The organism is Agrobacterium sp. LEGMi-208b, assembly GCF_059511785.1.
In genome coordinates, this window is the sequence record NZ_CM183445.1 from 459495 (window position 1) to 474385 (window position 14891).

Sequence of the window (14891 nt, forward strand, 5' to 3'; positions counted from 1 at the left end):
CCCCCGTCATGCCGTGCAAAACCGGGCCATGCGGATCGCAGGGCCCGGTCAGGATTATCAGTTGTTGGCCGGCTTTTCCGCCTCGGCCCCGCCCGGCTGACCATCCACGACAACATCGGGATTGGCGCCGGAGGCCGCCTTTTCGGCCTCTATCTTGCGCCAGCGGCGCACATTGGCGTTATGCTCTTCGAGCGTCTTCGCAAAGACGTGGCCACCGGTGCCATCGGCAACGAAATAAAGGTCATCCGTGCGCCATGGATTGGCCACGGCCTCAAGCGCCGCCCGGCCCGGATTGGCGATGGGAGACGGCGGCAGGCCCTTGATGACATAGGTGTTGAACGGCGTCTGCTTCTGCAGGTCCGACTGGTAGATCGGGCGGTCGGACGGTTTGCCGTCGCCACCGAACAGGCCGTAGATGATCGTCGGATCGGATTGCAGGCGCATGCCCTTCTTCAGACGGTTGTAGAACACGGAAGCGACGTGGGCGCGCTCGTCATCCTTGCCGGTTTCCTTCTCGACGATCGAGGCAAGCGTCACGAATTCCTCGATGGTCTTGATCGGCAGGTCGGGATCGCGCCGTTCCCAGATCATGTCGATCAGCTTGTCCTGCGCCGCACTCATCTGGTTGATGATTTCTTCGCGCTTGGTGCCGCGGGTGAAGCGGTAGGTATCGGGGCGCAGGCTGCCTTCCGGCGGCAGGGCCGAGGGCAATTCGCCGTCCAGCACGTCATCCGCTCCAAGACGCGCAAACATCTGCTTCACCGTCAGACCTTCCGGCAGCGACACGGAATAAAGGATCGACTTGCCGGACTCCAGCAGCATCATGATGTCCTTCATCGATGCGCCGGCCTTGATCTCATATTCGCCGGCCTTCAGCGTCTGGTCCTTTTGCAGGTAGCTGCCGGTCATCAGGCGGAAGACACGGGCGTTGGAGATGACCTCGTTACGCTCGAGATTATTGGCGATCTCGATGATGCCGGCGCCGTTGCGCACCGTGAAATGCGTGTTCGTCTGAAGCGGACCGGGCTCCTGGAACGCATTGATCATGTAATAGAAAGCGGCAATGGCCAGCACACAGACGGCAACCGCAAGCGTCATCAGAAAATTCAGGAAGATCACAAGCTGGCCATGGGCCTTGCGGGAGCACTTGGGCGGCGCTGGCACTTTTTCCGGCCGCAGGGCTTCCGTCGGGGATTTCGGAATGATCGGGCCGCGATTGCCTTCGCCCGCGCCGTTCTGGCCGTATGGTCCCTGGCTGTTCTGGTTCGTGTCGCTCACCGTCGGTCCTTTTCAGTTCGGCGTTGTCAGCGCTTTTTGCGCAGGTAATGCGGCAAAAACAGGTTCGGAATGTCTTCCTGCACCACATAGAGATATCGTGAAGCCTTGCTATTCCGCTTCACGAACATCGTTTCGGACAAAGCCGATGGAGGAAGCAGCCTGCGGCCGGAAATCACCCCGAACCGGCAAACGCTTCCCATAAACGACTACAATATCGGCGCGAAAACCGGAATGGCTTTCGCAAGCCGCAATGCGTTCTTCAAGGGAAAGAACGTCCTTTGTCAGCACCCGGTGGGAGGGCGCCAGCGCGGCGGCAGAACCGCCGCGGCGATTATGCTTCGTAACGACGCAGCACGAGGGAGGCGTTGGTGCCGCCGAAGCCGAAGGAGTTCGAGAGCGCCACATCGACCTGCCGCTTGCGCGCCTTGTGCGGCACAAGGTCGATCTTCGTCTCGACATCGGGATTGTCGAGGTTCAGCGTCGGCGGAACGATGTTGTCGCGGATCGCAAGCGTGGCGAAAATCGCCTCGATGGCGCCCGCCGCACCGAGAAGATGGCCGGTGGCCGACTTGGTAGACGACATCGAAATCTTCGCGGCCGATTCGCCGACCAGGCGCTCGACCGCGCCAAGCTCGATGGTATCGGCCATGGTCGAGGTGCCATGGGCGTTGATGTAGTCGATATCGTCAGGCGTGAGGCCTGCGCGCTTCAGCGCCATCGACATGCAGCGATAGGCGCCTTCACCGTCCTCGGACGGCGCGGTGATGTGATATGCATCGCCGGAGAGGCCATAACCGACGACTTCGGCGTAAATCTTCGCGCCGCGCGCCTTGGCATGTTCCAGCTCTTCCAGAACGACGATGCCCGCGCCCTCACCCATGACGAAACCGTCGCGATCGCGATCATAAGGGCGCGAAGCCTTCTGCGGGTCGTCATTGTGCTGGGTGGAAAGCGCCTTGCAGGCGGCAAAACCGGCAAGCGCGATGCGGCAGACCGGCGATTCGGCGCCGCCGGCGACCATGACGTCGGCATCGCCGAGCGCGATCAGACGGGCCGCGTCGCCAATGGCGTGCGCACCGGTCGAGCAGGCCGTCACCACGGCATGGTTCGGGCCGCGCAGCTTGTGGCGGATGGAAACCTGGCCGGATACGAGGTTGATCAGACGGCCGGGAATGAAGAATGGAGAAATGCGCCGCGGGCCCTTGTCGCGCAGCGTATAGCCCGCCTCGACAATGCCTTCCAGGCCGCCGATGCCGGAGCCGATCAGAACGCCGGTGGCGATCTGGTCCTCGTCCGTTTCCGGATGCCAGTCCGCGTCGGCAAGCGCCATGTCGGCGGCGGCCATGCCGTAGAGGATGAAAGGATCGATCTTGCGCTGTTCCTTGGGTTCCATCCAGTCATCGGCATTGAAGGTGCCGTTGGAACCATCGCCCACGGGAATACGGCAGGCGATCTTTGCCGGAAGGTCATCGACTTCGAATTCAGTCACGAGACGGGCGCCGTTCTGGCCGGCCAAAAGCCGCTCCCAGGTCACTTCCGTCCCACATCCAAGAGGAGATACCATGCCGGTACCGGTGATAACGACACGCCTCATCGCCAATGCTCCGCCCTTATCCAAATCATCGGTCTTCATGCAACGCCGGACATCGCGAGATGTTCATCGGATGCTGCAGTATTTCGATATGTCAGCATGAGGGTTGTGGGCACCATTTCCGGCGCTTGACCCCATGCATTGCCCGGAACACGCACCGCCAGGGGGCATGTTGCCGTCTGCCTATAAAACATTGGCCCGGACGAGCCGGGCCAAGGACGGGAGGATATTGCACCTCCCCCATCAAGGTCGATCAGGCCTGGGCCTTCTCGATGAACTTTACGGCGTCGCCGACGGTCAGGATCGAGTCAGCTGCGTCGTCGGGGATTTCAACGCCGAATTCTTCTTCGAAAGCCATGACCAGTTCAACGGTGTCGAGCGAATCAGCGCCCAGATCGTCAATGAAGCTGGCGCCTTCGACAACCTTGTCGGCGTCAACGCCAAGATGATCAATTACAATTTTCTTTACGCGTTCTGCGATATCGCTCATGTCGGTTTCCTCGACCTTTATTTTGAAGGGAATGCCTTGCGGCACCCTGCCCTGTTAGAAGCCCTCATGCGCCGTTCAAATCCGGCACCGCTGGCAAACCCGTTCAACCCGGTCCAAGCTAGACATCGTCACACAAAATCGCAACGGCTTCCTGTCTCTCCGGGACGACTGTTCACAGTCTTGGCCCGCTTAACATGGTTTCAATCGGTCGAAAAGCCTGAAAACGCGCTAAGCACAGCGTATGACAGGCAATTTCGCCGGAAACCGGCAAGCGGGGCCTTGCGGCGCAAGCTACCCAAGAAGGAGCTTAAACAGCGCCGCAATCCTTTTCACGACGGCCTGGAGGGCCGTCAGATCATCGCCATGCCGCCATTGACGTGCAGCGTCTGGCCCGTCATGTAGCCCGCCTCGTTGGAAGCGAGGTACAGCACGGCCGAAGCGATTTCCGCGCCGGTTCCCATGCGCTTCATGGGAATGGCGCCCATGATGGCTTCTTTCTGCTTCTCGTTCAGCTTGCCGGTCATGGCGCTTTCGATGAAGCCCGGAGCCACGCAGTTGACGGTGACGTTGCGGGTGGCGATTTCCTGCGCCAGCGACTTCGAAAAACCGATCATGCCGGCCTTGGAGGCGCAATAATTGGCCTGGCCGGGATTGCCGGTAACGCCGACGATGGAGGTGATGTTGATGATGCGGCCGAAACGGCGGCGCATCATCGGATGCGTCAGCTCGCGCGTCAGGCGGAACATCGCCGTCAGGTTCACTTCGATGACGTTGTCCCAGTCCTCGTCGCTCATGCGCACGAAAAGGCCGTCCTTGGTGATGCCAGCATTGTTGACGAGAATATCGACGCCTTCCAGTTCGGCCTCGGCCTTTTCACCGAGCGCCTTGACCTCGGCGCGGTCGGAAAGGTTGGCCGGGAAAATCTTGACGCGATCGCCAAGTTCCGCCGCCAGCGCCTCGAGCTTTTCAACGCGGGTGCCGTGCAGGCCGACGGTTGCGCCCTGGGCGTGCAGGGTGCGGGCGATTTCTTCGCCGATGCCGCCGGTCGCGCCGGTTACGAGAGCCTTGCGGCCTGTCAGATCAAACATGTCCTATTCCTTCTTTAGAGCTTCGGACTGAAAATGTTCAGCGCTGTTGCGCTTGATGAATGCGGTAGCCGGAGTATCCCGTCTCAGCCGATGAGGGTGGCCAGAAGCTGGTCGATATCGGCAGCACCGTTGACGGCAACGCCGTTCACCGTCTTGTCGATGCGGCGGGCAAGGCCCGTCAGCACCTTGCCGGAGCCGATCTCGTAAAGCTGCGTGACATTGTTGGCGGCGAACCATTCCACCGTCTCGCGCCAGCGCACCTGGCCCGTCACCTGCTCGACCAGCAGGGCGGCGATCTCATTGGCATCGGAAACGGGGGCGGCGCGCACGTTGGCGATGACAGGCACAACCGGGTTGTGTTTTTCGACTTTCGCCAGCGCCTCGCGCATGGCTTCCGCCGCCGGCGCCATCAGCGCGGAATGGAAGGGTGCGGAAACCGGCAGCATGATCGCGCGCTTGGCGCCCTTTTCGGAAGCGACCGCCGCGGCCTTTTCGACGGCAGCCTTGGAGCCGGAGATGACGAGCTGGCCGCCGCCATTGTCGTTGGCGATCTGGCAGACGCCGAGAATGGCCGCTTCTTCGCAGATTGCCGAAACGGCGTCATGCTCAAGCCCGATGATCGCCGCCATGGCGCCCTCACCCACCGGCACGGCGGCCTGCATGGCGTTGCCGCGGATGCGCAGAAGACGGGCGGTATCGGCAACCGAGAAGGTGCCGGCGGCACAGAGCGCCGAATATTCGCCGAGCGAATGACCGGCCACATAAGAAACCGTATCGGACAGCTTGAAGCCGCGCGCTTCGAGAACCCGCATGACCGCCATTGACACCGCCATGAGGGCCGGCTGGGCGTTGGCGGTCAGCGTCAGCGTCTCTTCCGGGCCGTTCCACATGATGTCGGAAAGCTTCTGGTCGAGCGCCTCGTCGACTTCCTGAAACACGGCGCGTGCTTCCGGATAGGTATCCGCCAGCTCCTTGCCCATGCCGACGGCCTGGCTTCCCTGACCGGGAAATGTGAATGCAATACCCATGGGATGTCGTCCTTCTTGTCTGGCCTTGCCTTTATTCTTTCGGACTTCCATTCACATTCCCGCCAGCGAAGTCAAGGCTTGAAGGCCTGCGGCAGGCCTTTGCGAGGGGTTTTGCCGACCTGTTTTCCCCTTTCTTTTCATCATATTTTTTCTTGCACTGCGGCAAATCCCCATTACTTTCACCCCACCTTCCAAAACTCGCCAAAGCACCGGGACCTCTCCATGAAACAGAATCTACTGGGACGCACGGGCATCTCCGTGTCCGAAATCTGCCTCGGCACCATGACGTGGGGCACGCAGAACAGCGAAGCCGAAGCGCATCAGCAGATGGACTATGCCATCGAAAACGGCGTCAACTTCTTCGATACGGCCGAGCTTTATCCCACCACCCCCGTCTCCGCCGAAACGCAGGGCCGGACCGAAGAATATATCGGCAGCTGGTTCGAAAAGACCGGCAGGCGCGATCAGGTCGTGCTCGCCACCAAGGTCGCCGGCTCCGGACGCGATTACATTCGCGGCGGCCGCGATATCGACGCCTCCGCCATCCGCGAGGCTGTCGATACCAGCCTCAAGCGGCTGAAGACCGACTATATCGACCTCTATCAGGTGCACTGGCCGAATCGCGGCACCTATCATTTCCGCGGCGCCTGGAGCTTCGACGCTTCCGGCCAGGACAAGGCGCGCACGCTTGTGGAAATCACTGAAAAGCTTGAGACGCTCGGCGAACTGGTGAAGGCCGGCAAGATCCGCGCCATCGGCCTTTCCAACGAAAGCGCCTGGGGCACGCAGAAATATATCGACATAGCAGAAGCCAGGGGCCTGCCCCGCGTCGCCACCATCCAGAACGAATATAACCTGCTCTACCGCAGTTTCGATCTCGACATGGCGGAAGTCGCGCATCACGAAGATGTCGGCCTGCTCGCCTATTCGCCGCTGGCGGCCGGGCTGCTGACCGGCAAATACCAGAACGGCGCCCGCCCCGCAGGTTCCCGCGGCAGCATCAACCACGACCTCGGCGGCCGCCTGCAACCGCATCAGGAAGCACCGGTCAAGGCCTATCTGGAGCTTGCCGAAGAGCACGGGATCGACCCGGCGCAACTCGCCATCGCCTTCTGCCTGACACGCCCCTTCATGGCCTCGGCCATCATCGGCGCGACGACGATCGAACAGCTGAAGGTGGATATTGCGGCGGCGAATGTGACGCTGTCGGAAGAGGTGCTGAAAGGTATCGCGGCGATCCACCGGCAATATCCTATGGCGATCTGACGGGATCACAGCGCGCTTTTTCGTGACTGCCCTTGCATTCCGGGCAAAAATCCGTATAAGCGCGCTGTTCACAACACCCGGTCCAATTGGCTGGTGGCTGAACGGAGGGCTGGTTCCGACAACGGAACAGCAGGAACCATAAGGTTTTTCCGGCCTCCCGTGTCTCCGCTCTCGACCGTCTCGAACAACGCTTTTCTTGCTTAAAGGCTCAACGCCTTTTCAGGAGCAGTCGTTGAGGCTTAGCGCCGTTGCCGGGTGAAGGACGAAACGCAAGAAAGGCAAAGCTTAAATGGCTCTTTACGAACACATCTTCCTTGCCCGGCAGGATATTTCTGCCCAGCAGGTCGACGCACTTGTCGAGCAGTACAAGGGCGTTATCGAATCGTTCGGCGGCAAAGTCGGACGCATCGAGAACTGGGGTCTGAAGTCCCTCACCTACCGCATCAAGAAGAACCGCAAGGCTCACTACGCTCTCATGGACATCGACGCTCCGGCGGCCGCCATCCATGAAGTCGAGCGCCAGATGCGCATCAACGAAGACGTTCTTCGCTACATGACCATCGCCGTCGAAGCCCACGAAGAAGGCCCGTCCGCGATGATGCAGAAGCGCGACCGTGACGACCGCCCGCGCCGCGATGGCGATCGTCCGGACCGTGGCCCGCGTGAAGATCGTGGTCCCCGCGCACCGCGCGAAGGTGGCTTCGGCGACCGCGAAGACCGTCCGCGCCGTCCGCGCGAAGACCGTGCATAAGAAGGAGTTTTGACCAATGGCTGACGCATCCTCTTCCCAGGCACGCCGCCCGTTCCACCGCCGTCGCAAGACGTGCCCCTTCTCCGGCGCCAACGCTCCGAAGATCGACTACAAGGACGTTCGTCTCCTGCAGCGCTACATTTCCGAGCGCGGCAAGATCGTTCCTTCCCGCATCACGGCCGTTTCCCAGAAGAAGCAGCGCGAACTCGCCCAGGCGATCAAGCGCGCCCGTTTCCTCGGCCTGCTGCCCTACGTCGTAGCGTAATGAATTGAAGCGAGGCTGCGTCTTGGCGCGGCCTCGTTTTTTCCTCGAAGCAGCTGACTCTTAATCAGCGGGTCGAGAAATACTCATCCTTCCGCGTTGGGCGCGGATCGATACCATAAAACCCATGTTGGGGATGAGGCTCCAAGGAGCGATCCTCTAACTGCTTTAGTTTCAGCAGGACAGCGAAGTGCAGAAGTTGAACCAGACAGTGCTGATCACCGGCGTCCTCGCCGGCATATGCGCCGCGTTTTTAACGCTTGGCGCAACGGCACAGTCGTCGCTTTCTTTCCTGCTCTATGCCGGTTCGGCCATGCCCATCTTCATCGCCGGCATGGGCTGGGGCAACCGCGCCGCCATTATCGCGATCATCACCACGGCCATCATTGGCGCACTGGTCATGTCGCCGCTTTTCGCGCTGACCATTGCGATCTTCACGCTGATCCCGGCGGGCTATCTTTCGCATCTTGCCAATCTGGCGCGTCCGGCTTCCGAACTCGGCGGCCCGGACGATCTGCTTGCCTGGTATCCGCTTTCCGGCATCGTCCTGCATCTCTGCATTCTGGTCTCCATCGCCGTCGTCATTCTCGGCTGGATGATCGGTTACGGCCCCGATCTCGTCGCCCGCATGGTCGATATCATGATGACCTCGGTGCAGAATCGCGAACCCTTGTTCGAACCCAATGCCGAGGCGCTGGCACAGACGAAGTCCCTGCTGGTGTTGATGCTGCCGATCGTTCAGGGCGGCCTCTGGGTCATCCTGCTGTTTGCCGCCTATTATTTCGCGACGCGGCTGGTCGGCACCTTCGGCAAGGGCCTTCGCCCGCGTGAGGACATTGCGTCCGCGCTGCGCATGCACCGCAACGCCATCTTCATTTTTCTGGCCGGCATCGTCGCCATGTTCCTCGGCGGCGTCGCGGCCATGGTCGGCGCGGTCATCTGCGGCACCTTCGGCGCGGGCTTCCTGATGGCGGGTTACGCCTCTCTGCACAAGCGCGCCCGCGGCAAGGACTGGCGGCTGCCGGTTCTTATCCTCGCTTATCTCTCGGCGGTCTTTGTCTTTCCGCTGTTCATCATTCTCGTGTTCGGCCTGAGCGACGTGCGCAGCACGATCTCTCTTACTCCGACGCGGAAAACCGACAATACGAACGAAACCAAACCATAGAAAGGATCAAGAAGATGGACGTCATTCTTCTCGAACGCATCAACAAGCTCGGCCAGATGGGCGAAACCGTAAAGGTTCGCGACGGCTACGCCCGTAACTTCCTGCTGCCGCAGGGCAAGGCGCTGCGCGCCAACGCCGCCAACAAGGCCCGTTTCGAAACCGAGCGCGCAACGCTCGAAGCCCGTAACCTCGAGCGCAAGTCGGAAGCCCAGAAGGTTGCCGAGGCTCTCGAAGGCAAGTCCTTCATCGTCGTCCGTTCGGCTGGCGAAACCGGCCAGCTCTACGGTTCTGTCGCTGCCCGCGACGTCGTTGAAATCCTCGGCGCAGAAGGCTTCAACATCGGCCGTAACCAGGTTGAGCTGAACACGCCGATCAAGACCATCGGTCTGCACAACGTCACCCTGCACCTGCATGCCGAAGTCGAGCTGCAGGTCGAGCTGAACGTTGCCCGTTCGGCCGAAGAAGCAGAGCGTCAGGCCAAGGGCGAAAGCCTCACCTCCGCTGACGCCATCTACGGCGTTGACGAAGACGCACTGCGTCCGGAAGACTTCTTCGATCCGGAAGCTGATCGCGACGGCGACGACGAATAAGATTTGGCCCTTACGGCCATAAGAAAACCCCGGACGGCGACATCCGGGGTTTTTTGTTTGTTGGATCGCGGCGAATACGCGGAGAGGTTACCCCCCTCTGCCCTGCCGGGCATCTCCCCCTCAAGGGGGGAGATCGATTTGCGGCAAGGTCTCGCCCATCTCACAATTCAGAGAATGAAGTTGAGGTAGCGCGCCCTGCCGATCTCCCCCCTTGAGGGGGAGATGCCCGGCAGGGCAGAGGGGGGTGCCTCTCGACACACTCCAGAGCGAGACTACCTCGCCGCCGCCTCCGCCCCGTCAGGCGCCACGCTCTTATCCACATGCACCACCACCGACATGCCCGGCGAAAGCTCCGCCGCGAGCGGCTGATCCGCATCGATCACGATCCGCACGCCGAGGCGCTGGGCGATCTTCACGAAATTGCCCGTCGCATTGTCGGGCTTGATGACGGCGAATTCCGACCCCGTCGCGGGCGAGAAGCGCTCCACATGGCCGGTGAGCTTGCGGCGATGCAGGGCATCGACCGAAATCGTCACCGGCTGGCCGACCTGCATGCCGGCAAGCTGGGTTTCCTTGAAATTGGCGATGACCCAGACATCATGCGGCACGACGGCCATCAGCTGCGTTCCGGCGGTCACATACTGGCCGGTGCGCACGCCGACTTCGCCGAGCCTGCCATCCACGGGCGCGTGGATTTCGGTGTTGGAGAGATCGATCCGGGCGAGCTCGACGGCGGCCTCGGCATTGGCGACAGCGGCCTGCAGCGAGCTGCGATTGACGATGATGGTCTGCAGATCCTGTCGGGAGACTTCGAGTGCGGCCTTGGCCTGCGAAAGTGATGCGCGGGCCTTTTCAAGCGCGGCGTGGGCCTCTTCCTGCAGGCTGGAGGTTCCCGCACCGCTCTTGATGAGATTGTCCTGACGGTCGGATGCGAGCTGCGCCTGTTTCAGCGAGGCCTGCGCGCTGTCGACAGCCGCCTGGCTGGAGAGAATATTGGCATTGGCGGCATTTTCCTGCTGGCGGGAATTATCGAGCGCCGCCTTTTGCGTATCGAGCGTTGCTTCCGCCTGCGCCTGCTTCTGGCGGTAGATGCGGTCATCGATCTTCGCCAGCAGCGCGCCCTGCCTGACTTCCTGATAATCCTTCACCGGCACATCCACGACATAACCGCTCACCTGCGGGCTCATCGTCGTGACATAACCACGCACGAAGGCGTTGTCGGTCATTTCGACGGTGGACAGGAACGGCGGCAGCCGCCAGGCGTAAAGCACCAGCGCCACGCCGGCGAGACCGCCGAGCAGCACGAGAATGGAAACGGGGGTAAAAAACTTCTTCAGCATTTTGTCACTCTTGGAATGTTCAAGACTGTGGTGCCGGTGCGGCATCGATTTCTTCCCGGAAAAGGAAAGGACGGATGCGCAGCCATGCAAGGTGGATCAAAAGCGTGGCCAGCGCCAGCGCGGAAACGACGGAAATCAGCAGGAACGTGTCATTGTAAGCAAGCACATACGCTTCCTTGCTGACCTGTTGGCCGAGCAGCGACAGCCCCTCGGCCTTCAGCAATGCCGGATCGGTGATGACATGGCCGTAGGCGCTGGAAAGCTGCGAGACGCGCTGCGCGACCATGGGATTGGTGAGCAGGATATTTTCCACCAGAATATTGGAGTGGAATTTCTCCCGCAGCGTTACGAAACTGCCGAGCAGGCCGGTCATCAGCATCGAACCCGTGATCTGCGTGAACAGGAAAATGGTGATGAAATTCACCAGATAGGGCGCGCCCCTGGCAAGCGCTGCGGCAAATCCCTTGGCCATGACGGGTGGCAGGAACATGGCCGCGCCGAAGGCGATCATCATCTGGCTGAGATACATCTCACCCGGCCGCGTCAGATTGCTGGACTGGCTGTCCATGAAGGAACCGGCAGCGATCAGCGTCAGCGCAATCACATGGGCGGTATCGACGTATTTCGTGAGCATTAGCCAGGCACAGGCCGCACCGCCGAGAATGGTTGCCAACAGCACAAGTGCATAAAGCGTCGTCGTCTGCTCGTTCAACAGGCCGAGCTGTTGGTAAAAGCTGACCGCCGTCGACGATTGCTCGGAAGAGACCGCACGGTAGACAAGCAGTACCGCAATAATGTGCAGGTTGGTCTTCGAAAAAATCCAGCGCAGATCGAGCAACGGGTTCTTCCGCGGCAATTCGATGAAAGCCATGAGGGTCAGAAGTGCGATGGAGGTCGCCAGAAGGACACCCAGCCACCATGTTTCGAACCACCAGTAGAACCGGCCGAGCGTGAGCATGACGGCAAGACAGCCAAGACCACCCGCAAACAGAAGATAGCTCAGAATATCCATGCGCTCGATGACTTTCGCCCGTGGCGGCGGGGTGACTTTCAGCACATAGATCATGGCGAAAGCGATCAGCGCGAATCCCACTTCCATGGAATAGAGCGCGTTCCAGCCATCGATTTCCAAGAGGGATGGCGAGACGATGCGCGCGAGCGGCGCCGACAGCAACGTGCCCGTCAGCGCGATGCTGAAACCGAGCGAGAATTTCCGCGCCGGCGGGAAGGCTTCCAGAATATAGAGAAAGCCGAGCGACGAGATCGGCGCGGCGGCCATGCCGCTGACAAAGCGGATGACGATGGCCGAATGCAGGTCGGTCACGAACAGGTTGAGACAGGAAGCGACGACAAACACGATAATCGAGACTTCGGCAAAGGGCCGCAGGCCATATTGCGCCCGGACCTTGAACAGCGCGATGGAAAACGTGGCGTAAGGCGCCATATAGGCGGCGGAAAGCCAGGCGACCTCGGCCACGGTGGCGGAAAATTCGCCCTGCAGCTGGTAGATATTGGCCATGACGAGGTTCATGCCCAGACCTTGCGTGATGAAGAACGACAGGCCCGCGAAGATGAAGCACAACCGCAGCCAGAGCGGCCGCTCGACCGGCTGCGGAGCGGCAGCGGCCGCGGGTTCCGGTACGGTTTCGTCCGTGCCGGAAGCACCCATCGGCGTGGCTGCGTCTTCCGGAAGGTCGGCGGGTTTGGCCGTCGCTTCGGGATTCTGCGAGGCGGCCCCGTCAGCGGTTTGCGGCACTGGGGTGCTCACGATTGCACCCTCCCGGCCGCGAGATTTTGCAGATTGGCCGAAAGCCTGCGCATGACATCAAGCGCCAGGGCCAGTTCCTGCGAGGAAATGTCGGCGGCAATCTCGGAACGCAGCGACTTTGCCATCGCCTGCACCGTCTCGGAGGTTTTTTCACCTTCCGCCGTCATGTGGATGCGTTTGGCGCGGCGGTCGTTCTCATCCGAACGGCGCTCGATGAGGTTCTGTTTCTCCATGCCGTCAAGCACCCGCACCAGCGTCGGCGTTTCGATTTCCATTTCCTCGGCAAGCTCCGTCTGCGTCAACGGCCCACGCCGCGACAGCGCAAAAAGCGCTCGCGCCCGTGCAAGCGTCAGCCCGCTCTCCCCCACCCGCGCATCGAAAAACGCACGCAGTTTTCGGGTGAAAGCGGAGACTTCATCCAGAAGCTGTTCCTTGTCGGTCTCGCGGGACATGTCAGCAAGCCTTATAATTAGCACACTACTTATTTTCTGCCTATTTATTCGTAAGACTGACGATTTTCAAGTTTCTTTCACGCCGGGTCTGCCATGCGATAAACTCATGGCAGCGAATCACCTTGCCGGAAGGATCCGGCCCCTTGTTCCCAACCCGCCTGTGGATTGCTGGGGACAACTGAAGATGTGATCAAGCTTCGCAGAGCAGACGTCAGCCTGCCATAGAGTGTTGCAACATTATCATTGACTGCCATGCCCCAGAAAGCCAAACCCGAGGTTTAAGGACAAAGGCAAAGGGAGATCGCGCAAACCATGAACGACGCTGTGAGAAAGATCACCCCCGCGCAACCGGCGGAACCGCACTACCGCGAAGCGCCGAACAATATCGAGGCGGAACAGGCGCTGCTCGGCGCCATCCTCGTCAATAACGACGCTTATTACCGCGTGTCGGACTTCCTGAAGCCGGTGCATCTTTACGAACCGCTGCATCGCAAGATTTTTGAAGTTGCGGGCGATATCATCCGCATGGGCAAGACCGCCAATCCGGTGACGATCAAGACCTTCCTGCCCGCCGACGACAAGATCGGCGATCTGACGGTGGCGCAGTATCTCGCGCGTCTGGCAGCGGAAGCCGTATCGATCATCAACGCGGAAGACTACGGCCGCGCGATCTATGATCTGGCGCTGCGCCGCGCGCTGATCCAGATCGGCGAGGATGTCGTTAACATCGCCTATGATGCGCCGCTCGACATGCCGCCGCAGGCACAGATCGAGGACACCGAGCGCCGCCTGTTCGAACTGGCGGAAACCGGTCGTTACGACGGCGGCTTCCAGTCGTTCAACGATGCCGTGGCGCTGGCGATCGACATGGCGGGGGCGGCCTTCGAACGCGACGGCAATCTCTCCGGTATTTCCACCGGCATTCATTCGCTCGACGCCCGCATGGGCGGGTTGCAGCGTTCCGACCTTATCGTGCTTGCGGGTCGTCCGGGTATGGGCAAGACCTCGCTTGCGACCAACATCGCCTATAATATCGCTGCATCCTATGAGCAGGAAGTACAGCCGGACGGGTCGTACAAGGCGAAGAATGGCGGCGTCGTCGGCTTCTACTCGCTCGAAATGTCGTCCGAACAGCTGGCGACCCGTATCATTTCCGAGCAGACGGAAGTGTCTTCCTCGAAAATCCGCCGCGGTGACATCACCGAGGCCGATTTCGAAAAGCTCGTCGCCTGCTCCCAGATGATGCAGAAGGTGCCGCTTTACATCGACCAGACCGGTGGTATCTCGATTGCCCAGCTTTCCGCCCGCGCCCGCCGCCTGAAGCGCCAGCGCGGCCTCGACGTTCTGGTGGTCGACTACGTTCAGCTGATGACCGGCTCCGGCAAGAGCGGCGAAAACCGCGTGCAGGAAATTACCCAGATCACCACCGGCCTCAAGGCGCTCGGCAAGGAACTCAACGTTCCGATCATCGCGCTGTCACAGCTCTCCCGTGCGGTGGAAAGCCGCGAAGACAAGCGTCCGCAGCTTTCCGACCTGCGTGAATCCGGCTCCATCGAGCAGGACGCCGACGTCGTGCTCTTCGTGTTCCGTGAGGAATATTACGTCAAGAACATGGAGCCGCGCGATATTTCCGATCCCAAATATGCCGAATGGGAGGCCCTGTTCGACAAGGTGAAGGGTACGGCTGACGTTATCATCGCCAAGCAGCGTCACGGACCGACCGGCACGGTGAAACTCGCCTTCCAGTCCGAATTCACCCGCTTTACCGATCTGGCCGATCCGAGCTTCAGCCAGTACGAAGAGCATTGAGGCGCAGCCACCC

General features: G+C 60.7%; 14 protein-coding genes. 6 read left to right on the plus strand and 8 right to left on the minus strand.

All coding sequences use genetic code 11. From position 1 onward, the window contains the following. Positions 1 to 57: 57 nt before the first annotated feature. The 5 genes from mltG to fabD all read right to left on the minus strand — a co-directional run bounded on the left by mltG (position 58) and on the right by fabD (position 5475). On the minus strand, positions 58 to 1278 hold the full coding sequence (gene mltG / locus AC5YUO_RS02275) for an endolytic transglycosylase MltG (protein ID WP_496154100.1): 1221 nt from the start codon (positions 1276 to 1278) through the stop codon (positions 58 to 60). Between the two features lie 331 nt (positions 1279 to 1609). Beyond that, a complete protein-coding gene (gene fabF, locus AC5YUO_RS02280; protein ID WP_496154101.1) occupies positions 1610 to 2872 on the minus strand; it encodes a beta-ketoacyl-ACP synthase II in 1263 nt (420 codons plus the stop codon). Between the two features lie 250 nt (positions 2873 to 3122). Next, entirely contained in the window at positions 3123 to 3359 is a 237-nt protein-coding gene (locus tag AC5YUO_RS02285; protein ID WP_003502080.1) for an acyl carrier protein, read from the minus strand. A 350-nt stretch (positions 3360 to 3709) separates the two neighbouring features. Next, positions 3710 to 4447 (minus strand): 3-oxoacyl-[acyl-carrier-protein] reductase, encoded by a 738-nt coding sequence (fabG, locus tag AC5YUO_RS02290; protein ID WP_496154102.1) that lies wholly within the window; start codon positions 4445 to 4447, stop codon positions 3710 to 3712. An 83-nt stretch (positions 4448 to 4530) separates the two neighbouring features. Next, the gene (gene fabD / locus AC5YUO_RS02295) at positions 4531 to 5475 is read right to left on the minus strand and encodes an ACP S-malonyltransferase (protein WP_496154103.1); all 945 of its coding nucleotides are present in this window, start codon (positions 5473 to 5475) and stop codon (positions 4531 to 4533) included. Positions 5476 to 5697: 222 nt separating this feature from the next. Here fabD and AC5YUO_RS02300 point away from each other — a divergent pair, with 222 nt between their 5' ends. From AC5YUO_RS02300 to rplI, 5 genes are all read left to right on the plus strand, one after another. Then, positions 5698 to 6741, plus strand: a complete 1044-nt coding sequence (locus AC5YUO_RS02300) for an aldo/keto reductase (protein WP_496154104.1) — start codon at positions 5698 to 5700, stop codon at positions 6739 to 6741. Between the two features lie 289 nt (positions 6742 to 7030). Next, positions 7031 to 7492 carry a 30S ribosomal protein S6 gene (rpsF, locus tag AC5YUO_RS02305; protein ID WP_003520723.1) on the plus strand — a complete coding sequence of 154 codons (462 nt, stop codon included), beginning with the start codon at positions 7031 to 7033 and terminating at the stop codon, positions 7490 to 7492. A 16-nt stretch (positions 7493 to 7508) separates the two neighbouring features. Then, on the plus strand, positions 7509 to 7757 hold the full coding sequence (gene rpsR / locus AC5YUO_RS02310; RefSeq protein ID WP_003502063.1) for a 30S ribosomal protein S18: 249 nt from the start codon (positions 7509 to 7511) through the stop codon (positions 7755 to 7757). A gap of 187 nt (positions 7758 to 7944) precedes the next feature. Beyond that, positions 7945 to 8919, plus strand: coding sequence for a DUF2232 domain-containing protein (locus AC5YUO_RS02315; protein WP_400811961.1), 975 nt, complete (start codon positions 7945 to 7947; stop codon positions 8917 to 8919). 14 nt (positions 8920 to 8933) lie between these two features. Next, entirely contained in the window at positions 8934 to 9509 is a 576-nt protein-coding gene (gene rplI / locus AC5YUO_RS02320; protein WP_003520720.1) for a 50S ribosomal protein L9, read from the plus strand. Between the two features lie 272 nt (positions 9510 to 9781). Here rplI and AC5YUO_RS02325 read toward each other — a convergent pair whose 3' ends face one another. The 3 genes from AC5YUO_RS02325 to AC5YUO_RS02335 are packed head-to-tail and all read right to left on the minus strand — an operon-like array spanning position 9782 to position 13069. Next, on the minus strand, positions 9782 to 10849 hold the full coding sequence (locus tag AC5YUO_RS02325) for an HlyD family secretion protein (protein WP_496154105.1): 1068 nt from the start codon (positions 10847 to 10849) through the stop codon (positions 9782 to 9784). Positions 10850 to 10868: 19 nt separating this feature from the next. Further along, positions 10869 to 12617: an MFS transporter gene (locus AC5YUO_RS02330; protein WP_496154106.1), complete on the minus strand. Its 1749-nt coding sequence runs from the start codon at positions 12615 to 12617 to the stop codon at positions 10869 to 10871. Next, on the minus strand, positions 12614 to 13069 hold the full coding sequence (locus tag AC5YUO_RS02335; protein WP_496154107.1) for a MarR family winged helix-turn-helix transcriptional regulator: 456 nt from the start codon (positions 13067 to 13069) through the stop codon (positions 12614 to 12616). The genes AC5YUO_RS02330 and AC5YUO_RS02335 overlap by 4 nt, the downstream gene beginning before the upstream one ends. A 312-nt stretch (positions 13070 to 13381) precedes the next feature. Between AC5YUO_RS02335 and AC5YUO_RS02340 the strand changes: the two genes are divergently transcribed. Further along, positions 13382 to 14878 (plus strand): replicative DNA helicase, encoded by a 1497-nt coding sequence (locus AC5YUO_RS02340; RefSeq protein ID WP_003520716.1) that lies wholly within the window; start codon positions 13382 to 13384, stop codon positions 14876 to 14878. Positions 14879 to 14891 lie beyond the last annotated feature (13 nt).